The sequence below is a fragment of the Litoreibacter roseus genome (genome assembly GCF_009811795.1).
GTDB lineage: Bacteria > Pseudomonadota > Alphaproteobacteria > Rhodobacterales > Rhodobacteraceae > Litoreibacter > Litoreibacter roseus.
The window spans coordinates 1,323,538-1,340,601 of sequence record NZ_BLJE01000001.1 but is presented as its reverse complement, the minus strand read 5'-3'; the positions used below and the strand labels follow the sequence as shown (position 1 = coordinate 1,340,601).

At 60.7% G+C, this 17,064-nt stretch carries 14 protein-coding genes; 5 read left to right on the top strand and 9 right to left on the bottom strand.

What is annotated here, in order from left to right; all coding sequences use genetic code 11:
* The first annotated feature begins 15 nt into the window (after positions 1-15).
* Entirely contained in the window at positions 16-1,242 is a 1,227-nt protein-coding gene (locus KIN_RS06570; protein ID WP_159805118.1) for an MFS transporter, read from the top strand.
* Here the strand turns inward: KIN_RS06570 and KIN_RS06565 are convergent.
* The 3 genes from KIN_RS06565 to cysS form a co-directional block, all read right to left on the bottom strand.
* On the bottom strand, positions 1,239-2,003 hold the full coding sequence (locus KIN_RS06565; RefSeq protein ID WP_159805116.1) for a squalene/phytoene synthase family protein: 765 nt from the start codon (positions 2,001-2,003) through the stop codon (positions 1,239-1,241). The genes KIN_RS06570 and KIN_RS06565 overlap by 4 nt on opposite strands.
* Entirely contained in the window at positions 2,000-3,616 is a 1,617-nt protein-coding gene (gene cimA, locus KIN_RS06560) for a citramalate synthase (protein WP_159805114.1), read from the bottom strand. Before cimA ends, KIN_RS06565 begins: the two co-directional genes overlap by 4 nt.
* A gap of 145 nt (positions 3,617-3,761) precedes the next feature.
* Positions 3,762-5,159: a cysteine--tRNA ligase gene (cysS, locus tag KIN_RS06555; RefSeq protein ID WP_159805112.1), complete on the bottom strand. Its 1,398-nt coding sequence runs from the start codon at positions 5,157-5,159 to the stop codon at positions 3,762-3,764.
* A gap of 321 nt (positions 5,160-5,480) precedes the next feature.
* Here cysS and KIN_RS06550 point away from each other — a divergent pair, with 321 nt between their 5' ends.
* The 3 genes from KIN_RS06550 (at position 5,481) to KIN_RS06540 (ending at position 9,232) form a co-directional block, all read left to right on the top strand.
* Positions 5,481-6,653: a pyridoxal phosphate-dependent aminotransferase gene (locus KIN_RS06550; protein WP_159805110.1), complete on the top strand. Its 1,173-nt coding sequence runs from the start codon at positions 5,481-5,483 to the stop codon at positions 6,651-6,653.
* Positions 6,650-7,450 carry an isocitrate lyase/PEP mutase family protein gene (locus KIN_RS06545; RefSeq protein ID WP_159805108.1) on the top strand — a complete coding sequence of 267 codons (801 nt, stop codon included), beginning with the start codon at positions 6,650-6,652 and terminating at the stop codon, positions 7,448-7,450. The genes KIN_RS06550 and KIN_RS06545 overlap by 4 nt, the downstream gene beginning before the upstream one ends.
* Before the next feature lie 225 nt (positions 7,451-7,675).
* Positions 7,676-9,232: a trimethylamine methyltransferase family protein gene (locus tag KIN_RS06540; protein ID WP_159805107.1), complete on the top strand. Its 1,557-nt coding sequence runs from the start codon at positions 7,676-7,678 to the stop codon at positions 9,230-9,232.
* A gap of 4 nt (positions 9,233-9,236) precedes the next feature.
* On the opposite strand, the gene KIN_RS06535 is transcribed toward KIN_RS06540, so the two are convergent.
* The 3 genes from KIN_RS06535 to edd all read right to left on the bottom strand — a co-directional run bounded on the left by KIN_RS06535 (position 9,237) and on the right by edd (position 12,617).
* Complete coding sequence (locus tag KIN_RS06535) at positions 9,237-10,028, bottom strand: DUF2189 domain-containing protein (protein ID WP_159805106.1); 792 nt, start codon at positions 10,026-10,028, stop codon at positions 9,237-9,239.
* Between the two features lie 48 nt (positions 10,029-10,076).
* Positions 10,077-10,718, bottom strand: a complete 642-nt coding sequence (gene eda, locus KIN_RS06530) for a bifunctional 4-hydroxy-2-oxoglutarate aldolase/2-dehydro-3-deoxy-phosphogluconate aldolase (RefSeq protein WP_159805105.1) — start codon at positions 10,716-10,718, stop codon at positions 10,077-10,079.
* A gap of 93 nt (positions 10,719-10,811) precedes the next feature.
* Positions 10,812-12,617: a phosphogluconate dehydratase gene (gene edd / locus KIN_RS06525; RefSeq protein WP_159805104.1), complete on the bottom strand. Its 1,806-nt coding sequence runs from the start codon at positions 12,615-12,617 to the stop codon at positions 10,812-10,814.
* Positions 12,618-12,776: 159 nt separating this feature from the next.
* On the opposite strand from edd, the gene KIN_RS06520 reads away from it, so the two are divergent.
* On the top strand, positions 12,777-13,139 hold the full coding sequence (locus tag KIN_RS06520; protein ID WP_159805103.1) for a hypothetical protein: 363 nt from the start codon (positions 12,777-12,779) through the stop codon (positions 13,137-13,139).
* Between the two features lies 1 nt (position 13,140).
* On the opposite strand, the gene KIN_RS06515 is transcribed toward KIN_RS06520, so the two are convergent.
* From KIN_RS06515 to KIN_RS06505, 3 genes are read right to left on the bottom strand one after another with little or no spacing between them, the layout of a single operon-like run.
* Entirely contained in the window at positions 13,141-14,238 is a 1,098-nt protein-coding gene (locus KIN_RS06515; protein WP_159805102.1) for an ABC transporter ATP-binding protein, read from the bottom strand.
* Positions 14,239-14,251: 13 nt separating this feature from the next.
* On the bottom strand, positions 14,252-15,901 hold the full coding sequence (locus tag KIN_RS06510; RefSeq protein WP_159805422.1) for an alpha-glucosidase family protein: 1,650 nt from the start codon (positions 15,899-15,901) through the stop codon (positions 14,252-14,254).
* A gap of 37 nt (positions 15,902-15,938) precedes the next feature.
* Positions 15,939-17,063 (bottom strand): carbohydrate ABC transporter permease, encoded by a 1,125-nt coding sequence (locus KIN_RS06505; protein ID WP_159805101.1) that lies wholly within the window; start codon positions 17,061-17,063, stop codon positions 15,939-15,941.
* Position 17,064 lies beyond the last annotated feature (1 nt).

Genomic DNA, 17,064 nt, shown 5'->3' with positions numbered 1-17,064 from the left:
GATACCGCTGACCCCATGGACATGACAGACGACAAGCGCGCCCGTCGCAACGTGGCCGTTCTGGTAGCGGCGCAGGCCTTCTTGGGCAGTCAGATCACGATGATTTTCGTCGTGGGTGGCCTTGCCGGTCAAAAGCTTTCCCCCAATCCGTGCCTCGCCACGCTGCCGATCTCGATGATTGTCTTCGGCTCGATGACCACAGCACCGTGGCTGTCGTCCTTCATGCAGCGCTTTGGTCGTCGCGCCGGATTCATCACAGGTGCCCTTGGCGGTGTTTTGGGATCAATTATAGCCGCCATCGCGCTGGTTTTAGGGAATTTCTGGCTCTTTCTTGCCGGAAGTTACCTGACCGGGATATATATGTCCGCGCAGGGTTTTTATCGCTTCGCCGCGACGGACACGGCGTCCGATGCCTTTAAACCCAAGGCGATCAGTTATGTGATGGCGGGCGGGCTTCTGTCCGCGATTATCGGGCCACAAATCGTAGCGTACCTGACGACAAATAATCCCGACGCAACCGTGATGCGCTATTTCGACGTCTACACGGCTGCGATTGCGATCAACGTTATCGGTATCATTCTATTCTTCTTCCTCGACATCCCGAAACCACCGGTTGCCGTCAAAGGCTCCGACCTTGGACGAAGCCGCGGGCAGCTCTTGAAAACACCCACTATTGCCGTGGCCGTCATCTGCGCGATGGTGGCCTACGCGCTTATGAACCTTGTCATGACATCGACGCCTTTGGCAGTTGTCGGTTGTGGCTACACTGAGGTTGCTGCGGCCAATGTCGTTTCGGGCCACGTGCTGGCGATGTTTGCGCCTTCGTTCTTCACTGGTCATCTGATCGCGCGGTTCGGGGCGAAAACGATCATTGCTATCGGTTTGGCCATTCTGGCCGCTGCAGGTATCGTGGCGCTTGAGGGCGTCCAACTGGGCAATTTCTTCCTCGCCCTGATCCTACTGGGTATCGGATGGAACTTCGGCTTTATCGGCGCAACGACGCTTCTGGCGCAATCCCACACGGCAGAGGAGCGTGGTCGCGTTCAGGGCATGAATGACATGCTGGTCTTTGGCTGCGTCACGATTGCCTCAATCGCCTCGGGCGGGCTGATGAACTGTTCTGGCGGCACGCCCGAGCAAGGTTGGACCGCCGTAAACTACGCAATGGTGCCGTTCCTGATCCTTGCGGCCGGCGCGTTGGTTTGGTTGACGATGAAGTCTCGTGTCCGCCGGACGGCCTAGCGCCACCAGCCGAAATAGGACAGCTTGGCGAGCCTTGTATCACGGCGAAACGGGCTCAGTTGTGGAAGCCCCGTCAGCACAGCCTCCGGGTTTCGCCGTGCCGCATCCAACATTGGACGCGCCGTCCAACCGGTCAGCAGCACAGGCTCTGCCGCTGACAACGTCTTGCGCGCGCGGGCAGCGCTGTCGATCCGCCTCAGTCCCTCATCCGCCAAGTCCCTGATTGCGGCTGTGTTACCCTCCAAAAGCGGTTGCCGACCGGACGCCAACAGAGCGGGGATCGCCTGAAGCCAGTTCGATATACCGACACCGAAGGCGAAGTTTCGAACGCCGCTTTCGTCCTCAGCACCAAGCAGGCGCGCTGCTGTCCACATCACATTGCCGCTGGTGGACGCGATAAATTCCTCGAAATGCTCTGCGTTTTCAAACGGGTCCCGGAAGATATCCCACCGTCTTGCCGCAACCGCTTTATCCAGCGCCGCAGCACCACCCGCATCCAGCACCTGCGCGAGTGGAACGGTCACTTCGTGGGCGCGCACGATACCACGGTTTGCGATTTCGTCCAGCGCGTCGCGCCACCATTGCAGGCGCATCTCGGCGATCATCGGTTCCTGCGTGACCCATGGCGCGCGGCTGACCTCAACGTTAAACGCATAGATGGGCAGCAAGATCTGTTGTGCCTCAATCGGTGCCAGCCGTATGGCTGCAAACCTGTCCGGGTCCGCTCGGGCGATGAGGTCGGCGCAGGCCTCAAGGCTCAAGGTTCCGCGCCTTCCTGTACCAGCTTCCAGTTTATCGCGTCGAGCAATGCCTCGAAACTGGCATCAACAATGTTGGGTGATACGCCAACTGTGGACCACCGACGCCCCGCCCCGTCCGCGCTGTCGATGATGACCCGCGTGACGGCCTCGGTCCCGCCTTGGGTGATCCTCACCTTGAAATCCACCAGCCGCATATCCGCAATGGCCTTCTGGTAAGGCCCAAGATCCTTGGCGAGTGCCTTTGCCAACGCGTTGACCGGACCCCGATCAGAACCCAGTTCGTCAAGCGACTCCGACACCGATAACATCTTGGTATCGCCAACTTTTACAACAACGACGGCCTCGGACAGACTAATCATCTTGTTGTATTTGTTCTTCCGCCGTTCGACCGTCACTTTGTAGCGTTTGACCTCGAAGAAACTGGGAAGAAGCCCCAGTTCATCCCGCGCCAACAACTCGAAAGAGGCCTGCGCGGTGTCATAGGAATAGCCCTGATCCTCGCGCTGTTTGATGCGCTCGAGGATCGCGGGCAATGCCGCGCCGTCCACGTCCGTGAGACCCATGTCCGCAAGCCGTGAGCGCAGGTTGGACTGACCGGCCTGATTGGACATCGGAATGATCCGCGCATTGCCAACGCTGGCCGGGTCGACGTGCTCGTAAGTGGTTGGATCTTTGAGGATCGCAGAGGCGTGGAGTCCGGCCTTGTGCGCGAAGGCGGAGGCGCCGACATAGGGGGCGGATTTCTGGGGAACGCGGTTTAGAATATCGTCCAGAGTCCGGCTGACCCGTGTGAGGGAGGTAAGGCTTTCCACATCAATACCGGTCTCTAAGGTGCTGCAATAGGGCTCTTTTAACAGAAGTGTGGGCAGCAAGGAGATGAGGTTGGCATTGCCACAGCGCTCGCCCAGACCGTTCAGGGTGCCTTGGATCTGGCGTGCGCCTGCGTCGACGGCGGCAAGGGTGTTGGCGACTGCGTTTTCGGTATCATTATGGGTGTGGATGCCCAGATGATTGCCGGGGATGCCGCTGGCGATGACGGCTTCGGTCACGGCGTGAACCTGATGGGGCAACGTGCCGCCATTGGTGTCGCACAGCACGATCCAGCGTGCGCCCGCATCACGCGCGGCGTGCAGACAACTGAGCGCGTAATCGGGGTTTGCGGCGTATCCGTCAAAGAAATGTTCGGCATCAAAGAGCGCTTCGCGACCCTGTGAGGTGAGGTGCGCAATGGATCTCGCGATGTTGTCCCGATTGTCCTCCAGTGAGATCCCGAGCGCCTTAACGACATGAAATTCATGCGTTTTTCCGACCAGGCAGACCGCAGGCGTGTTGGCGTTCAGGACCGCGGACAGCACATCATCATTCTCGGCGGAACGTCCCTGCCGCTTGGTCATGCCGAAAGCTGTCATGGTGGCTTTGGTCTTTGGCGCTTGGGCGAAGAACTCGCTGTCTGTTGGGTTTGCGCCGGGCCAGCCGCCTTCGATGTAGTCGATCCCCAAGTTGTCCAGCATGGTCGCGATCTGCAGCTTTTCGGACGTCGAGAACTGCACCCCGTGGGTCTGCTGACCGTCCCGAAGTGTGGTGTCGAAGAGGTAGAGACGGTCGCGGATCATTGGTCCACTCCCCGCTCAACCGGCTTTCGGACTTCCGTCGGACTTTTATCGGACTTCCATCGGACCTTTTGACCGACGAATTGGGACGGCTTGCTATCGTCTGAAGGACGGAAGACCGGGGAGTCCGACTGATGCGAGGCTTCACTCATTGCAGCGCCTTGAGTTTTTCGGGATCGAAGCCCCTTCCGATGAAGAGATAGACATTCTCTTTATCCATCTTGACCTCGACTCCGGCTGCGATCAATGCAGCCTTCATATCGTCGACTGCGGTGTAATTTTTTGTCTGCTTTGCGATGTTACGCAGATTATTCAGTTTCTCCTCATATTGCGTGAAGTGAGTAGCGGAGGTGTCGGCCCAAGCCGGAAGACCTTTCTGATAAAAGCCCAAAATCTCCATATTACGGCGAAGCTCATCTGGGTCACCTGCATTCGCCAATCTATGGCATGCAGTTATTGCACGCGGAGTGTTCAAGTCATCCGCAAGTGCGTTCATTAATTCCGGGTCTAGGCTTCCTTCGTTCCAAAGTATTCCGGCGTTTTCCGCAATCGCAAACCACTTGCGCAAAGTCGCCTCTGCCTCGTCCCGCTTCTTCTCTGTCCAATCCATTGGTTTGCGATAATGCGTCGATAGCATCACGAAGCGGATCACCTCGCCCGGGACGCCTTGGTTCAGCAGATCGCGCACGGTGAAGAAGTTGCCGAGGGATTTCGACATCTTCTTTCCCTCGACCTGCAACATCTCGTTATGCAGCCAGACGTTTGCGAAGCCATGGCCCGCGCATTTGCTTTGAGCGATTTCATTTTCGTGGTGGGGAAATTGAAGGTCGATGCCGCCGCCGTGGATGTCGAAGCTCTCCCCCAACAGCTCGTGCGCCATGGCGGAGCATTCGATGTGCCAGCCCGGACGGCCCCTGCCCCAAGGACTGTCCCAGCCGGGCAAATCATCGGTGGACGGTTTCCAGAGGACGAAGTCCATCGGGTCCTCCTTGAACGGCGCGACCTCGACCCGTGCGCCTGCAATCATGTCATCGACACTGCGACCGGAGAGCTTGCCGTATTCGGTGTAGGAGCGGACACGGAACAGGGCGTGACCGTCCTTGGCGTAGGCGTGGCCTTTGTCGATCAGATCCTCGATCATCGCGATCATCTGGGCGATGAACGCCGTCGCGCGGGGCTCATGGGTCGGGCGCAATGCGCCGAGTGCGTCCATATCGTCGTGATACCAGCGGATCGTCTCGTCGGAGCGCTCTCGGATCAACGCCTCCAATGTGCCGGTGGCGCCTGCGGCCTTGCGTTTTTGCGCCGTCTCGTTGATCCGGTCGTCCACGTCCGTGAAGTTTCGGACGTAAGTCACTGCATTTTCACCATATTCATGGCGCAGAAGGCGATAGAGGATATCGAAGACGAGAACCGGACGCGCGTTGCCCAGATGGGCGCGATCATAAACCGTCGGCCCGCAGACATACATGCGGACGTTCTCCGGATCGATGGGCGTGAACGGCTCTTTTGTCCGCGTCTTCGTGTTGTAGAGCTGGATGGTCATATCGCCTCGCGCGCCTGTCCCGGCGGGGCTTAGCAACTTCAACCTGTAGAGGAAACACCAAAGACCCGCCCGACGAATGTCAGATGGTAATGCAGCAGCCTTGGATGCATGTCTTGGTCATGAAGCGGGCATAGCGCGGCCCCGCCCGCCCCGTCAAGTCAGTCATGGCTCATCAGGTCGAGCCGATGGCATCCGGGGCGTGACACGAGACCGGGCCCTAATCCGCGTTGGAATAGGTCACAAATTGTTACCCATTTGCGATCCGGTTTGACAGGGCGCGGGGGCGGCCTGCAGGCTCCGGTAAAAACGAGGGAGGTTTGGATGACCCTTTCGCGGCGCATATCGCATCTGACTGGGGACGGATCGGATGGCTGGGACCTGTTCTACCGTGCGCGCCGGATGGTGGCGGCGGGTGTTCCGGTGGTGGAGTTGACCATTGGGGAGCATGACATTCGGACTGACCCCGAGATCCTGAGCGCGATGGACCGCGCAGCACGGGGTGGCCATACGGGCTATGCGATGGTGCCGGGAACCGGCGGGTTGCGCGATACAATTGCCGCGCGGATCACGGAGCGGACGGGTGTGGCGACGACGCGGGACAACATCCTGATCACACCGGGCGGACAATCGGCGCTGTTTTCGGCGCATCATGCGGTGTGCGACGAGGGGGATGTCGCGCTCTACTGTGATCCCTACTATGCGACCTATCCCGGCACGCTCCGCGCGGTAGGCGCTGTGCCCCGCGCCATTGTCACCCGCCCCGAGACCGGATTTCAGCCGACCGCGGCGGATCTGGGCCAGATCCCACAGGGTGCGAGATCGCTTCTGATCAACACGCCCAACAATCCCAGTGGCGTGGTCTATTCGAAGCAAACGCTGGAGGCCGTTGCGGCCTGTTGCCGGGACCACGACCTGTGGCTGATCTCGGACGAGGTCTATGACACGCAGGTGTGGGACGGCGCGCATCTCAGCCCGCGGACGCTGCCGGGAATGGCGGAGCGGACGCTTGTGATTGGTTCCATGTCGAAAAGCCACGCTATGACGGGCAGCCGGGTGGGGTGGATTGCGGGGCCGGAGGCTGCGATTGCCAGATTGATTGAACTGGCGACGCACACGACTTACGGCGTGCCCGGCTATATTCAGGATGCGGCTGAGTTCGCGCTGAACGCGGGCCCTGCCCTTGAGGATCGGGTCGCTGCCCCGTTCAAGCGCCGCCGCGATCTGGCGCTGAAGCTCTTGGCCGGGCAAGATGTCGTCCATCCGGTGCCGCCGTCGGGCGCCATGTATCTGATGCTGGACATCCGTGCGACCGGGCTGTCCGGAACTGCGTTTGCCGATGCATTGCTGACCGACCGAAATATCGCGGTGATGCCCGGGGAAAGCTTCGGCACCGCCGCCGCGGGTCATGTGCGCGTGGCAATGACGGTGGATGATGATCTCTTCGCAACCGCACTGAAAACACTTCTGGAATTTGCAAAGGAGCGCAGCATATGACCAGCTTTCGGGATCTACACCAGCCGGGCAATCCGTTCATCCTTGCCAATGCGTGGGACGCAGGTTCGGCCAAGATGCTTGAGGCGCTCGGCGCGCAAGCGATTGGCACCTCGTCCGCCGCGCATGCCTTTACGTTGGGCCTGCCCGATGGCGGGCATGTGACGCGCGATCAGGCGCTGTCCCACGCGCAGGATTTGATCGCCGCCGTCACTGTGCCGGTCTCTGGCGACTTTGAGGATGGGTTCGGGGAGGCCCCCGAGATTTGCGCGGAGACCGTGCGGCTGTCGGCCGAGATCGGTCTGGCGGGTCTGTGTATCGAGGACGTCAAAGGGGCCAGCGATCAGGCTTATGATTTCGATCTGAGTGTCGAGCGGATCAAGGCCGCGGCGAGCGCCGCCCGGGCGGCCAAGGGCGATGTGTTCCTGGTGGCGCGGGCGGACGGTGTGATGACGGGCGCCTATGACATCGAGGAAGGCCTGCGCCGGATCAAGGCGTTCGACACGGCAGGCGCCGACGGACTCTATATCCCCGTGCCGAAGTCGATGGACGACCTGAAGCGTGTGGTGGAAGCCACAGAAAAGCCGGTAAATGTCCTGGCCGCTGGGCCCTATGCAAAAATCAGCCGCGCCACCTATGCGGAGATGGGGTTTGCCCGAATCTCGCTGGGGTCCGCCCTGGCCCGCGTGACCCATAGGGCGATCAATGATGCCGCCGAGGCGATGTTCGGCAACGGGGATTTCTCACCATTGCTTCAAGCCATGCCAGGTAAGAAAGTCGACGCGATGCTGTTGGGCTAGCTGAGCTTCGTCTAAAAACGACACTGTGGCGCGAACAGGCGAGACTGGCCCCAGGCATCCGTTAGCCTTCTGCATAGGGAGGCCAGAATGCAGACGCCATTCTGCTACGAAGTTCTGACGCGCCGCACGATCGGCGCAACGCGGGGGCGTGCAGCCCGCGGCAGACCCGGTCGGTCCGTGAAAGCCTGAATTGACCTGACCCTTCAACCTGCACGGACCCTATGTATGAACACCCAAACGAAACCACCCCGTCGCGCCGGTGGCCGCGCCGCGCGTCATGCCCTGCGCGCTGCCCCTTTGACCGAAGACAAACGGCCGATCCGCCCGGGCCAGCGGGGCGGACGCTACACGCCTCTGACCGAGACCGAAGTCGCGCGTATTCACGAAGCGGCGCTGACAGCGCTGGAGACGATTGGCCTTGCGGATGCGCCGGAGAGCGGCGTTGAAACCATGACCGCCGCGGGCGCGGCGCTTGGTGCAGATGGCAGGCTGCGCTTTCCCCGCGCCTTGGTCGAAGACATGCTTGCCGTCGCCGCAAGGGAGGTCACGCTGTGTGGTCGCGACCCGCGCCATGATCTGGAACTGACCGACACGCGTGTGTATTTCGGTACGGCGGGTGCGGCGGTTCATATGGTCGAAATTGAAGATCGCAGCTATCGCGACACGACCGTGCAAGATCTCTATGATGCCGCCCGGATCGTGGATCGGTTGGACAACATCCACTTCTTGCAGCGGCCTGTGGTTTGTCGTGATATATCAGACAATTACGAGATGGACCTCAATACGGTCTATGCCGCCTGCCGGGGCACCACCAAGCATATCGGCACATCCTTCACCGATCCTGAATACGTCCCAGGCGCGTTCGATCTGTTGCATACCATCGCCGGAGGCGAAGCCGCTTGGCGAGCACGGCCTTTTGTATCGAACAGCAATTGCTTTGTGGTGCCACCGATGAAGTTCGCGACAGAAAGCTGCAAGGTGATGGAAGCGTGCATCGCAGGTGGCATGCCCGTTCTGCTGCTATCCGCCGGTCAGGCCGGTGCGACAGCCCCTGCCCCGATTGCGGGCGCGATCGTTCAGGCGGTGGCTGAATGTCTGGCCGGTGTCGTCTATGTCAATGCGATCTCGCCGGGCTATCCTGCGGTGTTCGGGACATGGCCTTTCGTGTCTGATCTGCGGACGGGCGCCATGTCCGGTGGGTCCGGCGAACAGGCACTGCTGACCGCGGGGTGCGCGCAGATGCATCGGTTCTATGGTCTGCCCGGTGGTGCCGCGGCGGGCATCGCGGACGCCAAGCTGCCGGACATGCAGGCCGGGTGGGAGCAGATGTGCTCCAACGTACTGGCGGGGGTGTCCGGGCTGAATATGGTATATGAAGCAGCGGGCATGCATGCGTCACTTCTGGGGTTCTGCCTTGAAAGTCTGATCCTGGGCGACGATCTTCTCGGGCAGGCCAACCGGTGTGTCCGGGGGATCGAGGTCAATGATGATACGCTGAGCCTTGAGGTGATGCGCACGGCCTGTCTGGGACAGAATGGGGTGCCCGGGACCGGTCATTATCTGGGCAGTGATCAGACCCTGCGACTGATGGAAACTGACTATGTTTATCCGGCCCTTGCGGATCGAACCTCACCCAAGGAGTGGATGGAAAACGAGCGACCTGATCTGTTGAAAAACGCCACCCGGCGGAAGCTGGAAATCCTGGCCTCCGACAGTTTGGCGGCGTTTGCACCGGATCTTGATCAAAAGATCCGCGCGGCCTTCCCAATTCACCTGCCCTAGGGGCTTAGACCGGGGTGTAGAGCGCGCGGCGGTAGAGGTGCCATGTGGCGTGGCCCAGAATTGGCAGCGCGAGGAAGAGGCCCAGAAACAGGGGCAGCATGGACACAAGCAGGCAGATTGCGATCAGCGCCGCCCAGATCAGCAGCACGCGCCGGTTGCGCGCAAAGGTCCGCATGGAGACGAGCATTGCTGTGACAAAGTCGATCTCCCGCTCGAGCAACAGCGGCAGGGACACGACCGTCATCGTGTAGACCAACAGCGCGACCCCTGCCCCCACAAGGATCTGAAAGCCGATCATCAGGTAACCGGAGATGGAATTGAATATCTCCCACGACGTGGTGATGTTGGTCAGGGTCATGGTGCCCAGAAAGAGCGCGAAGGACATGTGGGCGAAGAAGCTCCAGAAGAGGAAGATGATCATCAGGATGGCGCCGACCCACGGGATCTGACGTCCGCGCTGCTGCCAGACCACACCCAGAACGGACGTCCATTTGAGGGGTTCGCCCGCTTCCAGACGGCGACTGACCTCATAAAGACCCACGGCTGCGAAGGGGGCGACCAGCGGGAAACCAAGTGACAGCACCAGCGTCCAGACGAAGGTGTCCGCCCGGATCAGCGCAAGCCCGAAGCCGCAGGCAACGTAGAAGGCGCTGAAAAAGAGACCGAAGAGCGGCGCGCGCCTGAAATCGTCCCAGCCGCATTTGAGGGCGTTGATCAGTTCAACGACCGTCACGTCGCCGATCTGCGGCACAGGCGATGCCGCAGGGGGTGGGATATGACTGTCTTGCGTGGCCATGGGGTGAGCCTAGCACCAAAACCCGTGGCGGTCACGGGCGGCCTTTGGTCAGCGGGACAGGGCTGCGGCGGCACGGGCCAGATCTTCTATGGCCGCCCAGTCGCCTTCGTCCACCTTGTCCTTGGGCGCAACCCAGCTGCCCCCTGCGCAGACGACGTTGGGAAGACTCAGATAGGTCTCGGCGTTGGTCAGGCTGACGCCGCCCGTGGGGCAGAAACTGACTTGCGGAATGGGTGCGCCGATGGCTTTGAGTGCCACCGCACCGCCCGATGCCTCGGCCGGGAAGAACTTCAGCATGGTATAGCCCCGTTCCAGAAGGCGCATGGCCTCGGTCGCCGTGGCTGCACCGGGCAGCAGGGGCAGTTCTGCGTCCTCGCAGGCGTCCAGAAGCCTGTCCGTGGCGCCGGGGGAAACACCGAACAGTGCGCCCGCTTCCTTGGCCGCGACGACGTCCTGGGGTGTCAGAAGCGTGCCTGCGCCAACAACGCCGCCCTCGACCTGCGCCATCTCGGCGATCACGTCGAGCGCGTCGGGGGTGCGCAGGGTCACCTCAAGCGCGGGAAGCCCCCCCGCGACCAGCGCACGCGCCAAGGGTTCGCCGTGGCGGGCGTCGTCGACCACCAGAACCGGAACGATTGGGGCGAGTTGGCAGATTTCCAAGGCCTGTTGGCTGGCGTCTTGCGGTGTCATGGGCGGTCCTTCCCGTGGCGGAGGGTGGAATTGAATATTTTGGCCAGAAAGAAGTGGCCGGGGTTCATCTGGGATATCCGGCGTGAGGCGAGATCAGACGACAACGCCCGCCCCCGCGTCCGACCGCCCGACCGTCTGGCGGAATATGTCGAAAAGCTCACGCCCGACGCCGTGGCCGTTGTCTGACAGATCAGGCTGAGCGGCGGTGCGGTCCGCAATGCCTTCGCCCAGAACCTCAAGGGTTCCGGCCTTGGCGTCGAGGCGGACGATGTCGCCGTCGTTGATCTTGCCGATGAGACCGCCATCCATGGCCTCTGGCGTGACATGGATCGCGGCGGGCACCTTGCCTGATGCCCCGGACATGCGCCCGTCTGTGACCAGCGCCACCTTATGGCCCTTGTCCTGCATGTTGGCCAACACTGGGGTCAGGCCGTGCAATTCGGGCATGCCGTTGGCCTTTGGGCCCTGAAAGCGGACGACAACGACCGTATCCTGATTGAGATCGCCCGCCTTAAAGGCGTCCTTGACGGATTGCTGATCGGAAAAGACTTTTGCCGGGGCTTCGATGATGTGGCGTTCGGGCGCGACGGCGGAGACCTTGATCACGCCGCGTCCCAGATTGCCCGAGAGTTGCTTGAGGCCGCCCTGCGGCGCAAAAGGATCCTTCGCCGGGCGCAGGATGCGGTCGTTCTGGGTTTCGCGCAACTCGTCTTCCCAGACGATCTCACCGTCTTTCAGCTTCGGTTCCTTTGCGTAGAGCGACAGCCCGTCGCCCATCACGGTCTTGGTGTCCGGGTGCAGAAGGCCCGCGTCCAGCAACTCGCCGATCATGTAGCCAAGGCCGCCCGCCGCATGGAAATGGTTCACGTCGGCCAGACCGTTGGGATAAACCCGCGCCATCAGGGGCGTTGCGTCTGAAATCTCGGCCAGATCCTGCAGATCAAGCAAGACCCCGGCGGCGCGGGCCATGGCGATGATGTGGATCACCAGATTGGTGGAGCCACCCGTGGCCATCAGCCCCACCAGACCGTTCACAAAGGTCTTTTCGTCCAGAATATCGCAAACCGGCCGGTAATCATTGCCGAGGGCTGTGATTTCGAGCGCACGCTTGGCCCCGGCCTCGGTCAGCGCATCACGAAGGTCGGTGTCGGGGTTCACGAAAGACGCGCCCGGCAGGTGCAGCCCCATGAACTCCATCAGCATCTGGTTGGAGTTGGCCGTGCCATAGAAAGTGCAGGTGCCGGGGGAATGGTAGGAGGCCATCTCGGCCTCCATCAGTTTGTCGCGGCCGACTTCGCCTTTTGCAAATTGCTGGCGGACCTTCGACTTTTCGTCATTGGGCAGACCCGATGGCATGGGCCCAGCGGGCAGGAACACGCCCGGAATGTAGCCGAAGGTCGCTGCCGCGATGATGAGGCCCGGGACGATCTTGTCACAGACGCCCAAATAGACGGCTGCGTCGAACGTATTGTGACTGAGGCCAACACCGGCGGCCAAGGCTATGACATCACGGGAAAAAAGCGAAAGCTCCATTCCCACTTGACCTTGGGTGACGCCGTCGCACATGGCGGGCACGCCGCCTGCAACCTGCGCGGTGCCGCCGTTTTTCAGGGCCGTGTCCTTGATCAGCGCGGGAAAACGCTCGAACGGCTGGTGCGCCGAGAGCATGTCGTTATAGGCGGTTATGATCCCGATATTGGGCGCGGTTTCACCGACCAGCCGATCTTTGGCGTCGCCCATTGCCGCGTAGGCATGTGCCTGGTTGCCACAGGTCAGATGCGCCCGGCGTGGGCCGTCTTCGGCGGCGCGGCGCATGCGATTGAGATAGAGCGCGCGACTGTCTTTCGAGCGGTCCTGAATGCGGGCGGTGACGTCGGCGATTGTGGCGTTCAGGGTCATGACTGTCTCCATCAGCTTGCCGGACATATAACCTGTTAGCGCTACCAGTCCAGCCCAAAACCGGCACCGCATGCGGACGTAGCTGGTGGGTAAAAACCGCCACAGTTTTGCCAAGCGGATCGCTTAGATTCTGTGAGGGCCAAAGAGGATGATATGGGTATGAAACGCTTTCTGGCAGTGGGCCTTATTATTTTAGCGCCTGCAGCAGCGTCAGCGCAACCGTTCAGCGAGAGCATGGCCGATTGTGCGGCCTTGCATCAGAACGCGGCGCAATGGGCGACGTCGCCAGACGCCGTTGATCGGCTGATCTACGCAGCTAAAAGCTGGGCCGACGCCGCGTTTACACAAGCCACGCAGGAAGGGCGCGGCCTGACGAAGGATAGCTTGTGGGAATTGATCGACAGCAAAACACAAGAATGGGAAGATCGCGGCGGCACGGTCTTCTTTACACAGGATTTTCGCGACTGGACCGCCTATTGCCGGTCCTTCGCCAAGGATCGCGGCATTCAGACGGAAATGTAGACTAGCGGTAGAGCAGTGATTTGCCGTCCGCGAAGAGATGCACCTTTTCGGGCGCTGCCGTCATGTGCATCTCGTTGCCCCGGACATTGGTGTGGATGCCGGGCAGCTTGGCGATGACGGGCTCGTGCTCCGGCTTTGACTTCTTGAAATAGAGTTGCGTTACCTCGCCCAAGGCTTCGCTGATCTCGACAGTGCCGCGATAGGCATAATCGGGACCGCTGGCCAAAACCATGTCTTCGGGACGGATGCCGACATTCACCTTGCGCCCCTTGTCGGCGTCGGTGGTGGGAATATTGGCGGATATTGATCCGGCCCCCTCAGGTAAGGTCACTTGGGTCACCTCGCCTGTGGCGACGATTTCACCCGCCAGAAGGTTCATGGCGGGGGACCCGATGAACTGGGCCACGAACTCGTTTTCCGGGCGCTCGTAAAGCTCCAGCGGGCTGCCGACCTGCGCAATGCCCTTGTTGGCCAAAACCACGATGCGGGAGGCCAGCGTCATGGCCTCGACCTGATCGTGGGTCACGTAGATCATGGTGCTTTCCGGCATCGACTCTTTGAGTTGGGCAATCTCGATCCGGGTGGCGACACGCAAGGCCGCATCCAGGTTTGAGAGCGGTTCGTCAAAAAGATAAACCTTCGGGTCCCGCACGATGGAGCGTCCGATGGCAACCCGTTGCCGCTGGCCGCCGGACAGGGCCTTGGGCAGACGGTCGAGATATTCCGTCAGTTGCAAAATGCGCGCGGCGTTTTCTACCGCGGCGTCGATCTCTTCCTTGGTCTTCTTTGCGATCTTCAGGGCGAAGGCCATATTGTCGCGCACGGTCATGTGCGGATAGAGCGCGTAGCTTTGGAAAACCATTGCGATGCCGCGCTGTGCGGGGGGCACGTTGTTCATCACCTCGCCGTCGATCTCAAGCGTGCCCGCCGTGATTTTTTCCAGCCCTGCAACCATCCGCAGAAGTGTGGACTTGCCACAGCCGGAGGGCCCCACGAAAACAATCAGCTCCCCCGTGGTGATGTCGAGATTGATGTCCTTCAACACCTCGACCGTGCCGCCGTAGGCTTTGCCCACATCCGTCAGTTTCAGGTTTGCCATTTGTTTTTCTCCCCTAGTCCTGTTTTTGAGCGAAAGCCGTGTCCCAAGGCTCCAACGCTATCGTCTTATCTTGTCCGGCAACGGGCCCGCCAAGATCGGTCAGCCCGCTCCAACTGCCTGCGGGCAGTTGTATTTCGGTGGGTTCGTCCGACAGATTGAAGGCACAAAAGATCGTCTCGTCCGTGCTTTGCCGCACGAAGCTAAGCGTGTCGCCGTCGACCTTCAGGTCTTCCTGCAACCCCTTGGTCAGGGCGGAATGCGCTTGGCGGAAGGCGATGGCGCGGCGGTAGTGGTGCAGCATCGCGTCCTCGTCGCTTTCCTGATCCGCCACCGAAACGGTCAGGTGTTCAGCGCCCACGGGCAACCACGGCTTGCCTTCTGAGAAGCCGCCCGTGTCGTTGGACGCCTCCCACACCATGGGCGTGCGACAGCCGTCGCGGCCTTTGTATTCGGGCCAAAACTGGATGCCGTACGGGTCCTGCAGATCCTCGAAAGGCACGTCCGCCTCGCCCAAGCCAAGCTCTTCCCCCTGATAGAGGCAGGCCGAGCCGCGCAGGGTCATCAAAAGCGTGGCGTAGCAGCGCTTGGCCGGTTCGCTCAGGTCCCAGCGGGAGGCGTGGCGTTCCACGTCGTGGTTCGAGAAGGCCCAGCAGGCCCAGCCATCGGCGGCAACGGCGTCCACCTTGTTCATGACTTCGGCGACCCGTTGGGCGGTCAGTGCGTCGCGCGCGAGAAACTCGAAGGCGTAGCACATATGCACGCCGCCGACGCCTTTGGTGTACTGGCCCAAAAGCTCCAGCCCCATCTGCGCATCGCCCACCTCGCCCACGGCGGTGGAGCCGGGATATTCGTCCAGCAGTTCCCGGAACCGTCCGAGGAACCCAAGGTTTTCCGGCTGGTTCTTGGAGTAGAGATGTTCCTGATGATTGTAGGGGTTCACGGACGGCGCGATATTCGCGTTGCGCTTTTCGGGCGGCAACGGAGGATTGTCGCGCAAGTCCTTGTCGGCGAAGTAAAAATTGATGGTATCCAGTCTATAGCCGTCGACACCCCGTTCCAGCCAGAACCGGGTGATGTCCAGAAGCGCGTCCTGGACCTCGGGTTCATGGAAGTTCAGATCGGGCTGGGAGGTCAGGAAGTTGTGCAGGTAGTACTGCTCGCGCCGCGCGTCCCATTGCCACGCAGAGCCGCCAAAGATCGACAGCCAGTTGTTCGGTGGCGTTCCGTCGGGCTTGGGATCGGACCAGACGTACCAATTCGACTTCTGGTTGTCGTGCGACATGCGGCTTTCCTGAAACCACGGGTGATGGTCAGAGGTATGCGACAGAACGAGGTCGATGATGACCTTGAGGCCCAGCGAATGGGCCTTTTCGATCAGCTGGTCGCAATCCTCCAGAGTGCCGAACATCGGATCCACGTCGCGGTAGTCGCTGACGTCATAGCCGAAATCCTTCATGGGCGAGCGGAAGAACGGCGAAATCCATATCGCATCCACACCCAGCGACGCCACGTAGGGCAAACGCGATGTGATGCCGCGCAAATCGCCGATCCCGTCCCCGGTGCTGTCTTGAAAACTGCGGGGATAGATCTGGTAGATGACGGCGCCGCGCCACCAGTCTTCGTCAATTGGTCCTTCGGGCTTGGGCATTGTAAGTGTGTCCATCCGTGTCATGGGAAGAAAACCTGTCCTTCAAAAGGGCTTACTTCACGGAGCCGGCCAAGAGACCGCGCACCAGATAGCGTTGCATTGTGAAAAATACGACAAGCGGAACGGCGATCGAAATGAACGCTGCCGCGGCGAGAATACCCCAGTCACCCCCACGCGAGCCCAAAAGGTCATCGGCGATCTTTACGGTCATGACCCAGCTTTCGCTGTTGGAGGGCAGGAACACCTTGGCGACCAGAAGGTCATTCCACGTCCAGAGAAACTGGAAGATGGCGAAAGAGGCCAAGGCGGGGAAACTGAGGGGCAGAACAATCTTGGTGAAGACCTGAAAATCGGTTGCCCCGTCGACCTTGGCGCTTTCGATGATATCACGCGGAAGACCGACCATGTAGTTTCGCAAGAGATATATGGCGAGCGGAAGACCGAAGCCCGTATGCGCCAGCCAGATGCCGAGGAAGCTTTGACCGATTCCGACCTGATTGTGCAGTTGCAAGAGCGGTACGAGGGCCAGCTGTAAGGGCACAACCAGAAGACCGACCACCATCGCGATCAGGAATCCCCTGCCCCGGAAATCCATCCATGCCAATGCATAGGCCGCGAAGGCTGCGATCAGGATCGGGATGATTGTGGCGGGGATCGTGACCGTCAGGGTGTTGATAAAGGCCCGGTCCATGTTGTCGGAAGCCATGATCGTCTGATAATTCTCGGTCGAGAATTCCGGCGGGGTCGCGGTTGAGAAATAGATACTGGGATCGCGCGTGATCTCTGCCGGGGAGGTGTAGACGTAGTCGCCGTTGGCCTCCAGTTGCAGGGTCCGGTCGCGGGTCAGTTCCGCCCGCTCGCCCGCCCCACTTGCGGTTGGGTTGCTGCGCGCGCCGCCAAAGCGGAGAACTTCGCCCTCTCCATCTTCAAAGACATTGCCTTCAATGACAAAGACACCGTCCCGCTCCACGGCATCGTCGGCCGAGGCGCGGACCTGAAAGTTCTGTTCTACCGCGAAGGGCGACAGCCACCAGCCGGAGGCCGAGATCTGATCCCGGTCCCGGAAAGACGACACCAGAAGACCAATTGTCGGGATCAACCAGATGAGGACCAGCAGCACGACCGAGATATTGACGGCCCAGGAGAGCGAGGATTTTGTTCCAGCGATATTGTCCATA